Origin of the sequence: Paenibacillus doosanensis, assembly GCF_025060755.1 — a bacterium.
Lineage (GTDB): Bacteria > Bacillota > Bacilli > Paenibacillales > NBRC-103111 > Paenibacillus_S > Paenibacillus_S doosanensis.
In genome coordinates, this window is record NZ_JANYUY010000014.1 from 1 (window position 1) to 13,806 (window position 13,806).

At 54.1% G+C, this 13,806-nt stretch carries 12 protein-coding genes; 10 read left to right on the forward strand and 2 right to left on the reverse strand.

Translation table 11 applies throughout. The annotated features are described in order from the left end of the window. Nucleotides 1-203: 203 nt before the first annotated feature. The 7 genes from N0M98_RS12275 to N0M98_RS12305 all read left to right on the forward strand — a co-directional run bounded on the left by N0M98_RS12275 (nucleotide 204) and on the right by N0M98_RS12305 (nucleotide 6,703). Complete coding sequence (locus N0M98_RS12275) at nucleotides 204-728, forward strand: P-loop nucleotide/nucleoside kinase family protein (RefSeq protein ID WP_249861220.1); 525 nt, start codon at nucleotides 204-206, stop codon at nucleotides 726-728. A 117-nt stretch (nucleotides 729-845) separates the two neighbouring features. Further along, entirely contained in the window at nucleotides 846-1,844 is a 999-nt protein-coding gene (locus tag N0M98_RS12280; protein WP_259618044.1) for a phosphotransferase enzyme family protein, read from the forward strand. Nucleotides 1,845-1,889: 45 nt separating this feature from the next. Continuing rightward, nucleotides 1,890-2,390: an NUDIX domain-containing protein gene (locus N0M98_RS12285; RefSeq protein WP_249861222.1), complete on the forward strand. Its 501-nt coding sequence runs from the start codon at nucleotides 1,890-1,892 to the stop codon at nucleotides 2,388-2,390. Nucleotides 2,391-2,584: 194 nt separating this feature from the next. After that, nucleotides 2,585-3,637: a DUF1835 domain-containing protein gene (locus tag N0M98_RS12290; protein WP_259618045.1), complete on the forward strand. Its 1,053-nt coding sequence runs from the start codon at nucleotides 2,585-2,587 to the stop codon at nucleotides 3,635-3,637. 216 nt (nucleotides 3,638-3,853) lie between these two features. Continuing rightward, on the forward strand, nucleotides 3,854-5,137 hold the full coding sequence (locus N0M98_RS12295) for a class II aldolase/adducin family protein (RefSeq protein ID WP_259618046.1): 1,284 nt from the start codon (nucleotides 3,854-3,856) through the stop codon (nucleotides 5,135-5,137). Nucleotides 5,138-5,301: 164 nt separating this feature from the next. Next, nucleotides 5,302-5,820, forward strand: coding sequence for a hemerythrin domain-containing protein (locus N0M98_RS12300; RefSeq protein WP_259618047.1), 519 nt, complete (start codon nucleotides 5,302-5,304; stop codon nucleotides 5,818-5,820). A gap of 31 nt (nucleotides 5,821-5,851) precedes the next feature. Then, nucleotides 5,852-6,703, forward strand: coding sequence for a formate/nitrite transporter family protein (locus N0M98_RS12305; protein ID WP_249861226.1), 852 nt, complete (start codon nucleotides 5,852-5,854; stop codon nucleotides 6,701-6,703). Between the two features lie 338 nt (nucleotides 6,704-7,041). Here N0M98_RS12305 and N0M98_RS12310 read toward each other — a convergent pair whose 3' ends face one another. Together N0M98_RS12310 and N0M98_RS12315 are read right to left on the reverse strand one after the other, a co-directional pair. Then, the gene (locus N0M98_RS12310; protein ID WP_249861227.1) at nucleotides 7,042-8,304 is read right to left on the reverse strand and encodes an acetate/propionate family kinase; all 1,263 of its coding nucleotides are present in this window, start codon (nucleotides 8,302-8,304) and stop codon (nucleotides 7,042-7,044) included. Further along, nucleotides 8,301-9,173 (reverse strand): 3-hydroxyacyl-CoA dehydrogenase family protein, encoded by an 873-nt coding sequence (locus N0M98_RS12315; RefSeq protein ID WP_259618048.1) that lies wholly within the window; start codon nucleotides 9,171-9,173, stop codon nucleotides 8,301-8,303. The genes N0M98_RS12310 and N0M98_RS12315 overlap by 4 nt, the downstream gene beginning before the upstream one ends. A gap of 495 nt (nucleotides 9,174-9,668) precedes the next feature. Between N0M98_RS12315 and N0M98_RS12320 the strand changes: the two genes are divergently transcribed. From N0M98_RS12320 to adhE, 3 genes are all read left to right on the forward strand, one after another. After that, complete coding sequence (locus N0M98_RS12320) at nucleotides 9,669-10,217, forward strand: DoxX family protein (protein WP_259618104.1); 549 nt, start codon at nucleotides 9,669-9,671, stop codon at nucleotides 10,215-10,217. A 271-nt stretch (nucleotides 10,218-10,488) separates the two neighbouring features. After that, nucleotides 10,489-11,034 (forward strand): hemerythrin domain-containing protein, encoded by a 546-nt coding sequence (locus N0M98_RS12325; RefSeq protein WP_259618049.1) that lies wholly within the window; start codon nucleotides 10,489-10,491, stop codon nucleotides 11,032-11,034. A gap of 148 nt (nucleotides 11,035-11,182) precedes the next feature. Continuing rightward, nucleotides 11,183-13,798, forward strand: coding sequence for a bifunctional acetaldehyde-CoA/alcohol dehydrogenase (gene adhE / locus N0M98_RS12330; RefSeq protein ID WP_259618050.1), 2,616 nt, complete (start codon nucleotides 11,183-11,185; stop codon nucleotides 13,796-13,798). The last annotated feature ends 8 nt before the right edge of the window (nucleotides 13,799-13,806 follow it).

The following is a 13,806-nucleotide window of genomic DNA, read 5'->3' on the forward strand; positions in this document are numbered from 1 at the left end:
CGGTGTGGTAGACTTCACCTAAAAGGTGCTCCTCTCTTTGGGTGATGTTGTCCTGGACAAACACCATTCTACCAAAGATTTGGAGCCCTTTTTATGTTTTTAATGCGCAGTACTTTCGAAATTCAGGATAAAGAAAACTTTCCCTTTCTATGTAAGCAGATATTGGATATAATCTGTATTTATGTAATATCTGGGGGCGTTATATGGAGAAGATCCCTTTATTTATTGTTACCGGCGCAAGCGGTGTCGGGAAAACGACAGTTATGCAGGAGCTGCGTGCCATACTGCCGCAGTTTGATGTATTTAGCACGGATATGGATAATTTCGGAACGACGGCTGCCAAATTAGAATACCAAGATCGGTTTAACTTATTGTTTCATTTTGCTAATGCGGTTGCGAAATCCGGAAGAGGAACGATCATTTGCGGCACGATGATGCCATGGGCCGCTGAAAAGTGCGATACATACAATGAATTCAGTGAAATATGCTTTATTAATCTGCATTGCGATGATGCGACTCGCAATCATCGTTTGCGCAACCGAGGAGATCGCGCAATGTGGACCGATGAGATGCTTAAGCAGCATGAAGAATTTGCCCAATGGCTTATTCAAAATGCAGAAACCGCATACAATCCTCCTATGCCCGTAATTGATACTACATCAACCCCACCGGCACAAGTCGCAGAGCACATAAAAAAATACATACTGAGTAAATGGAACCAACCCTGACGAGGCTGCCGCAATGAACGGCAGTCTCGCTGCGCTATGGGAAACGAGAACCAGGGTAGAGACGGATGCGAGCTATCGCTTTTTAAGTGAGTCTGATCATAGGGGAGGATAGCTGCTATGCCGGATGATGCGAACTGTATTAAGGAAATATTGTCAAAATATCCCTTTATTCACCCCGTTGTGGAATTTATTCGCCATAATGAAAACATCACTTACAAGGTAACCGAAAAGGGATCTGAAGATGCTTACCTGCTGCGGATACATAAACCAATAACCAAAAACATGCAGGGGGTACAAAACAGGCGCGAGGCGATTCAATCGGAATTGGAATATTTGTTAGCTTGGTCGTCTTGTTCTGAGCTGCCTGTTCAAATCCCTGTTCCGAATCTAAACGGTGATGTAGTATCAAGCGTTGTCCTGGAAGGCGAAGAAGTATATTGTTCCGTATTGAAATGGATTTGCGGGGAAACCATGTCCAGGAGCGACTTCGCCAGTGAAGAAATGGCGAGTACCTTGGGGGAGCGTGTCGCCCAATTGCACCAGTTTTCACGGAGTTTTAAACCGAGTTCCGGGTTTATAAGACCCGAATACGAGATCGCGTGGATCAATAACATGCTGACCAAATTGCGATCAGGTGAAAACATGGGTGTAATCCTTAGCGGCGAATTCCAAATTATTGAAAAGGCATTTCCGCCGATAATCGATCGCATGAAAAGCTGGAGCAAAAGCATTGAGACATGGGGATTCATCCATGCCGATATTCACTATAGCAACTTCATTCGCACATCAAGGGGAATCTCATTCATTGATTTCGGATTATCGGGGTTTGGATACTATGCAATGGATGTCGCTATGAGCGCCCTTTTTATTAAAAGCGAATTGCGGGATGATCTGCTGTCCGGCTACACTAATGTGATTGCCGGGAACATAGATATCGCACAACTGGAGGACTTGATGTTTTTGAATATATGCGAATATTATGCATTTCTGGTCAGCAGAAGAGAAAAGCATCTATGGATACGCGAACATATGCCAAGCCTGATTGAACTTTGCCGATCGTTGCTTCAAGGCACACCGGTTTTTTATCGTATGAATCAAGTAGGCTTAGCCAACTAAAGAGGCTATGCTTAATAAGAAGTTCCGCTAACAGGAGGCGATTGCATGGAAGTCAGACAAATGGCGACAGCATTCTTGATCCATCAAGAGCATGTATTAATGATGAAGAAAGCTCGCAGCAAACTATTTGATTTCGAGTTTTGGGGAGGCATTGGCGGTCATCTTGAATATGAAGAATTGAACTTCCCGATGAAAGCAAGCTACAGGGAAATTGAAGAAGAGACCGGGTTTAAGGAGAATGAAATCAACAACTTTAAACTTAAATACATTTTAATAGAAGACAGTCACGGTGAAATCAGACAGCAGTACGTTTATTTTGGTGAAACGACGCATAGAAACTTTATCGCTTCGGATGAGGGCGACTTGTTTTGGATTCATAAAAATGAACTGTTAAATCTAAAAACTTCGAAAATGATCCAATCTACAATTCAACATTTCTTGGAAAATCCTGATGAAACTAGCATTTGTGTAGGCTCGCTCACGGTTAATGATGAACAAATTCCACAGATCCAATGGACTACCGTAAAGCAGACGTCAACTTTTTAAACCTTGGAGTTAAATGAACGTACTTACTATCTAGATTTAGTCGGGCCTGTCTCATAGAGATGGGTCTATTTGCTTTATTATCCTATATATGAAACTAACTAGGCGATTTCGCGTCTAAATTAAAAAGGTACAAACAGTAAAAATCCGAACCAAATCGAATCGTATCGATATAGGTTGGAGGGGAGAAAAGAGCATTGAATAAACGATTAGACATACGGAAAGCGATCCATGCGCTATCCTCGCAAGAGGCCAAGCAGCTCCTCGCGGGCATTAAGCTTCAATTGGATTTGGTCGAGTTGAGCCCTAATGCGAATATAGATTTGTATAAAAACATCAATGACATGTACGAGCAGCTGCTGGTTCCCGATAGCCGGAAATCGATATGGGAGCCGGATGCGTCTGCCAGAAAGGTACATATCGTTTTCGGGGATTCTGCTGCCGCAAGCTTGAAATTGGCCATGAAGCAGCTGGGAGATGCGGAGGCGAGCAAGATGGTCTGCTTCCGCGACCTATTTTCCATCGGTCCTTTATGGCGGCTTCATGAAGAAAGGGGACGAGCGGCTAGAGGGGAGTGGTTCAAAGACCATATTAATAGCGGCAATGACGACGATGCTTATGATGATTATGGCAGTATGTATCACCAAAGACTGGACGAGCAAATGGCCCTTATTCCCGATGAAGCCTCCATTGTCATATGGAGCGGCGGCAATGCGCATGAGCAGGCAGGGCTTCGGTATGCCATGTATTTGCTCAAGGAAAGGAACAATCCAATCTTTACCTTCCATGCCGCAAAGGCGTGCGAGAGAAGGTTTTCCACTGCTGATCGGCAAATTCGCTATTCCCATACAGGCGAAATTTCCCCGGAGCTACTTCAGGAGATTGTTGGAGAGGCCGAGGAAACCGAGCCTTTACCACGGGAAACAAGAAGGCTGCTGGAGCAGGAATGGTTGTCGCTTGCAGAGCGTGGCGAAGTGCTGCGCACATGGGATGGAGAACGAATTATTAATGTCCGTGAAGATCATTACGACGCTTATTTGCTGGAAGCCATAGACAAGCTGCATACCGGCCAATCCCATCGTGATTTTATTAAAGCGGCAAGGGTCATAGGCGAAGCGCTCGGCTCCTGTGAGCAGTACATCGGCGATAGTTATTTAGAATATCGGCTGAGGCAGCTGATCTACAACGGAGTTTTGGACATCAAAGGCGTGCCGCGGGCGATGAGGTATTATAGTGTAAGGCGTAAATAAGGGACAGAAGTAGGAAAATTGCAGGAGTTGAAGCCAATTCCTTTTGCAAAACGACCGGGACCGCTGATCCGTCAAAGGTGCCGGTCTATTTTCTGAGGCAGAACCGGGCATTATAATTGATATTGTGAAATCCATCACATGATACGGCGCTACCGCGGGCTATAATGAAATTCATACTGAGGATATGCATTTATATAGGAAAAAGAGGTGGACTCTATGCATTTTGAACTGGCGCATCCGGCTGATCAAATCATTATGATGATGGAGCGAATTTACGGTTACGGCATGACTACGACGTCCGGGGGCAATCTGTCCATACGCGACGAGAACGGAGATATTTGGATCACGCCCGCCGGCGTGGACAAAGGGGCTCTGACCCGCGAGGATGTGGTGTGCGTGAAGCCGGACGGAACGTCGGCCGGCATTCATGCGCCGTCGAGCGAGCTTCCTTTTCACGAGCGCATTTATCGTGCCAGACCCGACCTGAAGGCGGTGCTTCACGCCCATCCGCCGGCGCTTGTCGCCTTCAGCATCGTCAGACTAATCCCGAACCTGCATTTGCTGCCCAACGATTACCGGATTTGCGGCGAGGTGGGGATGGCGGAATACGCGCTGCCCGGCAGCGAGCGGCTGGGGAGGAATATTGCCGACGTATTCGCGAGAGGAATCAACACGGTGATGCTGGAAAATCACGGCGTCGTGATCGGGGGTAGTGATTTGTTCGAAGCGTTCAAAGCCTTCGAAACGCTGGAGTTTTGCGCGAGGCTGGAGCTGAAGGCGAGACGGATCGGCGAACCGGTCGCCCTGACGCCCGAGCAGCTTGCCGAACGGCTGGCGGACGCGCCGCAAGCGGAGGCTTTCGTTCCCGCCGGATTTAGCGCGAAGGAGAGAGGACTGCGCCGGGAGATGTGCCGGCTGATTCATCGCGCTTATCATCAGAAGCTTTTTACAAGCACGCAAGGCACGTTCTCGCAAAGAATCGACGGAGATTCGTTTATTATTACGCCATTCGATCAGGACCGGAAATACCTCGGGCCCGAAGATCTTGTAAGGGTGGACGGCGGCCGCGTGGAGGCGGGGAAGGCACCGAGCCGCTCGGTTCGGCTGCATCAATGGATTTACGATAAGCAGCCGCATGTCAATTCGATTATTATCGCTCATCCGCCGAATATTATGGCCTTTGCCGTGACGGCTGCCAAGTTCGATTCCAGGACGATTCCCGAGAGCTACATTTTGCTGAGAGGCATGCCGAAATTACCTTACGGCGCGGCTTTCCGGACGCCGGAGGCAACGGCGGAACGGTTTACTCCGGATACGCCGATCGCTCTCATGGAAAATGAATGCGTGATCGCCGTCGGGCACAGTCTGCTGAATGCGTTCGACAGATTGGAAGTGGCCGAGTACAGCGCCAAAGCGGTCATTTCGGCGGCAAGTCTGGGCGGCATCGTCGTTATGGATCAGGACAAAATCCGCGAGATCGACGAAGCGTTCAAGCTGTAGTGCAAGCTGAAGCGGGGTAGGCGCGACGATGCGTGTCAAACAACGAATCGATTATCCATGACAACTTGTGATTGTTTTCACATACGTTCCCGTTCGGATACGGTATAGTGGGAACTAGCAAGAGATCATAGCATAAGGCCTAGAAGCCAACGGAGGGATAAGCGATGAGACAGCGCATGAATATGGATTTGCATTTTACGACGATCGGCCACCCGCTGTATGAATTCAACGAAGCGGTGCAGCGGCTTAGGGAAGAGCACGCGATGCTCGAAGAAGGGTTGGGCGAATTATGCGCCGCCGCCAAGGCGATCGGGGACGAGGAGCAGACGGACGATTGGACGGAGCCGCTCCTTGAATTGCGCGGGAAGGCATTGGCCTTTCAGCAGGAGCTGATGGCCCACAGCCATTGGGAGGAAGAGAAGATGTTTCCGATGGTCGCCTGGTATTTCGGCGAGGAGCCGGATCAATTCCCGCTGATGGAGCAGGAGCATGAGCTTGCCGAGCAATGCATCGAGGCGTTCATCAAGGCGGCCGACCGCATCCGTCATGCCGTGCGCCGCGCCGAGGCTCAAGATATGGCAGCCTATTTGCTGCAGGCCAGATCGATATTGAAGCATCATTTCCGCCAGGAAGAAGAGATTATCGCGGCGCTCGAAGACCGTTCGAACCGGTACGGATTTTAGGCCGGGCGGCATCCAGGAGGGGGAATGTTCCATGGGCTTCGCCAAACCGGAGCAAATCGCGCTGCGCACCGTGCAATTCGGCGTGAAAAAAGCGAACCTGCCGCTGTCCGCCCAGCTTCCGCTCGGATTCGCCGCCGGCGCCTTCATCTCGCTCGGCTTTCTTCTGGCCATCCGCGTAAGCGCCGGCCTGCCTCCCGAATGGGAAGGCTTCCGCAGCTTCCTCGGAGCCGCCGTCTTTCCGCTGGGGCTGATCTTGTGCCTGGCGGCGGGCGGCGAGCTGCTCACCGGCAATATGATGGCCGTGCCCTTCGCCTGCATGGCGGGACGCATTCCGCTAAGGCGCGTTGCCGCCAACTGGCTGGTCATCACGCTGAGCAACTTCGCCGGGGCGATCTTCGTCGCCTATGCGTTCGGCCATCTTGCCGGAATGACGGAGCACGGGCCTTATCTGGCCCAAATGGTCGCGCTGACCGAAGCCAAGCTGGAAGAGCCGTTCCTGACGGCGCTAATCTCGGGGGTCGGCTGCAACTGGCTTGTCTCCCTGGCGGTGTGGACCGCGTACGGCGCCGACGACGGAGCGGGAGTGGTGCTCGGCATCTGGTTTCCGACGATGGCGTTCGTGGCGCTCGGCTTTCAGCACGTGGTCGCCAATATGTTTCTCATTCCGGCCGCGATTTTCGCCGGACAGGCGAGCTGGGGGGAGTATGCGGCTAATTTCGTCCCCGTTTTTCTCGGCAATGCGATCGGGGGTTGTTTATTTGTAGCCGGACTCTATCGTTTGGCCTACAGACGGAAGCTGCGGGAAGGAGAAAGCGCGGAGGAGCAGGTCCGGCAGCAGGCGAAAGGGAGCAAGGAGCCGGCTATAAGGGAGCCGCAATTATGAGGAATTCGGGCCCGAGCGCCAGCCGCTTGAATATAGGCCGATGACTAAGACCAATTTCGTTAAGGTGAAATTGGTCTTTTTGGCTTGCCGTGCAGCCAGAATGGGATCATTGGATGCGCATGAACGATAAAAGCGACCGCTGCACGCGGCCGCTCCTCTAACGTGAAAAGACACCGACACAGTTATTGCGCTCGCATCGCAATGCTGCGAAATTTTCCAACGCGCGCGAATCCCGAAGTGCGCGTTTGCAGCGCCGCGCGGCAGTAGGTCGAATCCCATAAGCAGAGGCAAGCGGCGCAACATACCGACTGCCCCTCCTATAGGGCAGATCCGTCCGTTTACACCGATCCCAATGCCGCGTGGTGAACGCGATCCGTATCGCAGCTTGGCGCCGCCGCTTCCTTCTTCTCCAGCAAAGCGTACGTTTTCTGGGCGATCATCAGCTCCTCGTTCGTCGGAATGACGAGGACACTGACCCGGGACTGTTCGGCGGAGATGAGCCGCTCCCCGCTATCCGCCGCTTCGTTGAGCCGCTCGTCGACGGCTACCCCGAGATAAGTCAGCCGCTGCGTAATTTGCTGCCGCAAGTACGACGAGTTCTCGCCGACGCCGCCGGTAAAGACGATCGCATCGACGCCGTTCATCGCCGCGGCATACGCCCCGATATATTTGCGGATGCGGTATTCGTACATCTCCAGCGCGAGTATCGCGCTCGCCTGCCCCTGCCGGGCGGCTTCCTGAATTTCGCGCACGTCGGAGCTGATGCCGGAGACGCCGAGCAGGCCGCTGTGCTTGTTCAGCATGGAGCTGATCTCATGCAGCGTCAGCTCCTCCTTCATCATGAGATAAGGGAGGATCGCCGGATCGAGATCGCCCGAACGGGTTCCCATCATCAGCCCTTCGAGCGGCGTCATGCCCATGCTCGTGTCGACCGAGCGGCCGGCTTCGATGGCCGTGCAGCTGACCCCGTTGCCGATATGGCAGGTCACCATATTCAGCTGCGTGACGGGCTTGCCGAGCAATAGCGCCGCGCGGCGGCTGACATATTCATGCGACGTGCCGTGAAAGCCGTAGCGGCGAATACCGTATTTGCGGTGAAGCACCCGGGGAATCGGGTACAAGTACGCCTTCGCGGGGAGCGTCTGATGGAAAGCCGTATCGAATACGGCGACCTGCGGCACATCCGGGAGATGCTCCTCCACGGCGGTAATGCCGACCATATGCGCCGGGTTATGGAGCGGGGCGACGTCGTACAGCCGCTTGATCTCCCGCTTGACTCCGGCGTTAATGAGCACCTCGCCCGTGAACACCTCGCCGCCGTGGACGACCCGGTGCCCGACGCCGTGAATGTCCGTTACGCTGCGGAGCACTCCGGTATCCGGGTTCGTCAGGAGGCGCAGCATCAGGCTGATCGCCTCCGAATGCGTCATAATCTCTTGCACGAGCGTCACTTCGTGTCCCGCGCCGTCCTGCTGAGAGATCAGCGCCGTCTCCGAGCCGATCCGCTCGACTCTGCCCTTGGCGATGAGCCGCTCGCGCTGCATATCGAACATTTGATATTTCAAAGAGGAGCTGCCGGAATTGATAACCAGGATGTTCATATTCTTTCCCCTCCGTCGGTATATTGGAAAAAGCCTCTGCCCGTTTTGACCCCGAGCCTGCCGGAGCGCACGGTTTTCTTGAGCAGCGTATTCGGCCGGAATTTCACGTCCCCGAATTCGAGAAACAAAGCCTCCATCGAAGCGAGCACGGAATCGAGGCCGAACCGGTCGGCCATTTCCAGCGGGCCGTAATGAAAGTCGTAGCCGAGCTTCATCGCTTTGTCGATGTCCTCGGCGGAAGCGACGCCCTCCAGCAAGGCGTGGATCGCCTCGTTGATCAGAACGCAAATGAGCCGGGTCGTCACATAGCCGGGAGATTCGTACACCTGCACGCTCTCCTTGTCCAGCACCTGCTCGGCGAACCGTCTCATTCGGGTGAATGTCTCTTCCGACGTATTCATGCCCCGCACCAGCTCGACCATGCGGATTTGCCCCGCCGGATGCAGGAAATGCATGCCGATCGTCCGGTCCGGATAAACAAGCCTGCTTGCCAGCAAGGTCAGGCTGAGCGTAGCCGTATTGGTGGCAAGAATCGCATCCGGCGGAAGAATGCGGTCGAGCTCGATGAACAGCCGCTGCTTCGTCTCGAAATGCTCCGTAACCGACTCAATCGCAAGCTGGCATTCCGCCAAAGCTTCCATATCCGTAACCTTGTGCAGCCTGGAGAGGATCAGCTTTTTCTCCTGACGTGTAAGAGCCCATCGTTCCATCTGCCGGTCCAGATGAGCCTCGATCGCTTCAACGGATTGTCCGAGCAGCTCGGGCGTTTTATCGTAGAGAAGCACGTCCAAACCTTTGGACGCCAGCATAACGGCGATGCCTTGTCCCATCGTGCCTGCGCCGATAACGGCGATTTTTCTAAGTTCCATCTCTCTCACTCCTTCCATTCTTATTGTAAGATCGCTGCACGGGAAACTCTGTGATCCTTTTCACAAGGAACTTATTCCGGGCGGGAGCGGCGCCGCAGATTGGAGCAAAACGCAGCCCTCAACGCGGATTAGCGGGGGATATTGTCGAAGCAAAACGAAGTTTAAAAAAATTCCGGCAAGTGTGATTTTAAGCACATTCTTTTATCTTGAGGTCTGGTACATTATAGCCATGGGGGACAGCAAAACACCCCGCAGCGCCAAGCTTCATAACAACAAGGTTCGCAAGATGAAGCTTCGGAGCATAAAGGCTTCACATAACAACCAAGCAACGCTATGAAACAGGGAAAGGAGAATCGCCATGAAGAAAACATCCGGATCCAATCGATCTCCGCTGGTCGAAAAGATTTTTTACAAATAAGTTTGTGAAAAAAAGAACATTCCAGTTTTACAATTAATTTCATGTTAAAACTTCATATCAAAGAATGGGAGAGGATTATCATGTTAAAGTGGATTAGGGAAAACGTTTATGCGGCCGGATTATTTTTCATCATTCGGGTTTACCTCGGATGGGAGTGGCTGACGGCAGGCTGGCACAAGCTGACAGGCGGGTTCGACGCCACAGGGTTTATTAAAGGGGCCGTCACCAAGCCGATTGTCGATAAGGCGACCAACGAGCTGGTTTATCCGACCTTCACCGCCTTCCTGGAGCATTTCGCACTGCCGAACGCGACATGGTTTAACATCGTCATTCCGATCGGCGAATGCTTGGTAGGCCTTGGACTTATCCTCGGCGCATTGACGACGGCGGCGGCATTCTTCGGTATGCTGATGAACTTCATGTTCATGTTCGCGGGCACCGTAAGCACTAACCCTTGGCTGATCCTGATTGGCGGACTCGTCTTCCTGGCTGAAACGAACGCCGGACGCTTCGGAGTCGACTACTACCTGATGCCGCTGCTTCGCAAAGCGTTTCATAAGATGAGACACGGCGGACACAACGGCCCGACAGCGGCGGACGGCAAGCCTAAAGCGGTGCATGTATAACCGTCCGGCACATCAAGCCAAGTCGGCAAGGAGCAGCAAGAACAGCAAGAAGCGTGGTGAAAGAGCGGCCGGGGAGCGGAAGCTTCTCTCGGCCGCAGGCCGCGAATGCAGCGCCGAACATCAAGAAGCCCGCTTGCAAGACCGGCAGGGAGCGCGGCTGCTATCAAGCAAGCAGACGGAGCCCGGACTTGGATCAAGTCCGGCGCTCTTCTGCAAGCGGCAAGACGGCAAGTGTAACGATAACGGCAAGCGATAAACGGAGGTCATGACCATGGACAGGAAAATGGCTTATGAAACGCAAGGCGACTTGGGGACCGCGCACGAAACGGAGCTTTCCGAGGCGCTGGAGAGATTGAAGCGGGAACACGACGACCTGCTGCGGGCATTGAACGGGCTGTACGCTAAGGCCAGACTGGCGGAACGGGAAACCGATCCGAAGCGGGCCCTGCCGTTATTGCTTCAGCTGCGGCTGGGAGTGACAGCCTTTCTGGAAGAGCTGGAACGCCATTCGGAATGGGAGGAGCACGAGCTGTATCCGTTCTTGAACGATTATTTCCACCGCAAGCATGCGCCGTCGATCGTGCCTTCGCTGTGGATGCTGGAGAAAGATCATGAACTGGCGACCGACAATCTGAACTCCTACCTGAAAGCCGTTCGCGTGATCGAGAGCAACCCCGATGCGATGCTGCCAAGCCAAGCGGCCGGCTACCTGATTCATGCCTGCCGCATTCTGCAAGAGCATTTGCGCCAGGAGGAGCAGCTTGTATTCCCGATGACGGAGCAGGTGCTGACGGACATGGATTATTTATTCTCTTAGGCTGCTGGTTTCTGGTATGCAGATGCCATGTAGATGCTATGCAGATGCAAAACCTGCTGTGCAATCGGGGAAAAGGCTTGACGCAAGATATTGTGAAATAAATCACATAAAAGCGGCGAAAGGCCGCTTATCCATTGGAGGCGAAACTATGGCAGTCAGAGAAAAGCAGGCGGCATCAGGCAGCGCGGTTACTGCGCAAGAAGAAGTGAACGGACTGGTCCAAAAGGCGAGGAAAGCATTGCAGGCCATGCTGCAGCTGAATCAGCAGCAGGTCGACCACATCGTGCAGCAGATGGCGCTGGCCGGGCTGGATAAGCATATGGCGCTTGCTAAGCAAGCCGTCGAGGAGACGGGCCGCGGGGTCTATGAGGATAAAATTACGAAAAATTTGTTCGCCACCGAGTACATTTATCACAGCATCAAATACGACAAAACTGTCGGCGTCATCGAAGACAATCCCTATGAGCACTACCAGAGGGTTGCGGAACCGGTAGGCATTATCGCCGGCGTGACGCCGGTGACGAACCCGACGTCGACGACGATGTTCAAGGCGCTGATCGCGATGAAAACGCGCAATCCGATCATCTTCGCCTTCCACCCGTCCGCTCAGCGCAGCAGCGAGGCCGCGGCGCGCACGGTCATGGAGGCGGCGGTGAAGGCGGGCGCTCCCGAAGGCTGCATCCAGTGGGTCGAGCATCCGTCTCTGGAAGCGACTAACCTGCTCATGAACCATCCCGACGTCGCGCTGGTGCTGGCGACAGGCGGAGCCTCCATGGTCAAGGCGGCGTACAGCACAGGGAAGCCGGCGCTCGGCGTAGGCCCGGGCAACGTGCCCTGCTTTATCGAGAAAACGGCGAATTTGCAGCAGGCCGTAACCGATCTGATTTTGTCCAAGACGTTCGATAACGGCATGATCTGCGCCTCCGAGCAGGCGGTCATTATCGAGGAGCCGGTTTACGCGCAGACCAGGCAGTTAATGAGCCATATGGGCTGCTACTTCTTGAATAAGGAAGAGACGGAAGCCGTATCGAAGCTGGTCATCAACCCGGAGAAATGCGCGGTCAACGCCGTCATCGTCGGCCAGTCCGCCGTCCAAATCGCGGGGATGGCAGGCATCACGGTGCCGGAGAATACGAAGGTGCTGGCGGCCGAGCTGGGCGGCGTCGGCGAAGCTTATCCGCTGTCCGCCGAGAAGCTGAGTCCGGTGCTGGCCTGCTACAAGGTGAAGAACGCCTCCCAGGGAATCGCCCGGGCGGCGGAAGTGGTCGCCTACGGCGGCATGGGTCACTCCTCCGTCATTCATTCCAATGACGAGCAGGTGATTGCGGAGTTCTCCGCAGCGCTGCAAACCGGCCGGATCATCGTCAACGCTCCGTCGACGCACGGCGCGATCGGCGATATTTACAACACGAACCTGCCGTCGCTGACGCTCGGCTGCGGGTCTTACGGCCATAATTCGACGACGGCCAACGTCACCGCGGTCAATCTGCTGAACATTAAGCGGGTCGCTTACCGCACGGTCAATATGCAGTGGTTCAAAATTCCGCCGAAGGTGTATTTCGAGAAAGGCGCGACGCAATATTTGGAGAAAATGCCGGACATCTCCCGAATTCTGATCGTCACCGACCCGATGATGGTGAAGCTGGGTTATGTCGAGCGCGTCGAATATTATTTGCGCAAACGGAAGACGCCGGTATCGATTGAAATTTTCGCCGATGTCGAACCCGATCCTTCCGTCGACACGGTCGAACGCGGCACGAGGCTGATGGAATCGTTCCAGCCGGACTGCGTGATCGCGCTCGGCGGCGGTTCTCCGATGGACGCGGCCAAGGCGATGTGGCTGTTCTACGAATATCCGGATACGAGCTTCCAATCGCTGAAACAGAAGTTTCTGGACATCCGCAAGCGGGTGTACAAATATCCGCGCCTCGGCCGCAAAGCGAAGTTCGTGGCGATTCCGACGACTTCGGGCACAGGCTCCGAGGTGACCTCGTTCGCCGTCATTACCGACAAGCAGGCGGGCCATACCAAATACCCGCTGGCCGATTACGAGCTGACGCCGGATGTAGCGATTATCGATCCGGATTATGTATACAGCCTGCCGAAAACGGCGGTAGCCGATACGGGGATGGACGTGCTGACCCATGCGATCGAAGCTTACGTATCCGTCATGGCTAACGATTATACGGACGGTCTGGCGATCAAGGCGATTCAGCTCGTGTTCCAATACCTCGAGCCTTCGTTCGCCGCGGCGGACCCGCTGGCAAGAGAGAAGATGCATAACGCTTCGACGATAGCGGGCATGGCCTTTGCCAACGCCTTCCTGGGCATTAACCACAGTCTGGCGCACAAATGGGGCGGCGAGTTCCATACGGCGCACGGACGGACTAACGCCATATTGATGCCGCACATAATCCGGTACAATGCGCAGAAGCCGACGAAGTACGCTTCGTTTCCGAAATACAGCCATTTTGTCGCCGATCAGCGCTACGCGGAGATCGCCCGTATTCTGGGCTTGCCCGCCCGCACGACGGAGGAGGGCGTGAACAGCTTGATCGAGGCGGTCCGCAAGCTGAATCAGGCGCTCGGCATTCCGGCCTCCTTCTCGGAGCTCGGCATCGACCCGCAAGTATTCGAGAGCAAGGCCGACGAGCTCGCCGACCGCGCCTTCGAGGATCAATGCACGACGGCGAATCCGCGGATGCCGCTCGTTACCGAGCTGGCGGAGCTGTACCGCAAGGCGTTTTACGGAAAATTCGAATAACGGCGTTA

Coding starts and splice junctions, on each gene's coding strand:
- N0M98_RS12275 (WP_249861220.1), top strand. CDS start 204: ATGGAGAAGATCCCTTTATTTATTGTTACCGGCGCAAGCGGTGTCGGG.
- N0M98_RS12280 (WP_259618044.1), top strand. CDS start 846: ATGCCGGATGATGCGAACTGTATTAAGGAAATATTGTCAAAATATCCC.
- N0M98_RS12285 (WP_249861222.1), top strand. CDS start 1,890: ATGGAAGTCAGACAAATGGCGACAGCATTCTTGATCCATCAAGAGCAT.
- N0M98_RS12295 (WP_259618046.1), top strand. CDS start 3,854: ATGCATTTTGAACTGGCGCATCCGGCTGATCAAATCATTATGATGATG.
- N0M98_RS12300 (WP_259618047.1), top strand. CDS start 5,302: ATGAGACAGCGCATGAATATGGATTTGCATTTTACGACGATCGGCCAC.
- N0M98_RS12305 (WP_249861226.1), top strand. CDS start 5,852: ATGGGCTTCGCCAAACCGGAGCAAATCGCGCTGCGCACCGTGCAATTC.
- N0M98_RS12310 (WP_249861227.1), bottom strand. CDS start 8,304: ATGAACATCCTGGTTATCAATTCCGGCAGCTCCTCTTTGAAATATCAA.
- N0M98_RS12315 (WP_259618048.1), bottom strand. CDS start 9,173: ATGGAACTTAGAAAAATCGCCGTTATCGGCGCAGGCACGATGGGACAA.
- N0M98_RS12325 (WP_259618049.1), top strand. CDS start 10,489: ATGGACAGGAAAATGGCTTATGAAACGCAAGGCGACTTGGGGACCGCG.
- adhE (WP_259618050.1), top strand. CDS start 11,183: ATGGCAGTCAGAGAAAAGCAGGCGGCATCAGGCAGCGCGGTTACTGCG.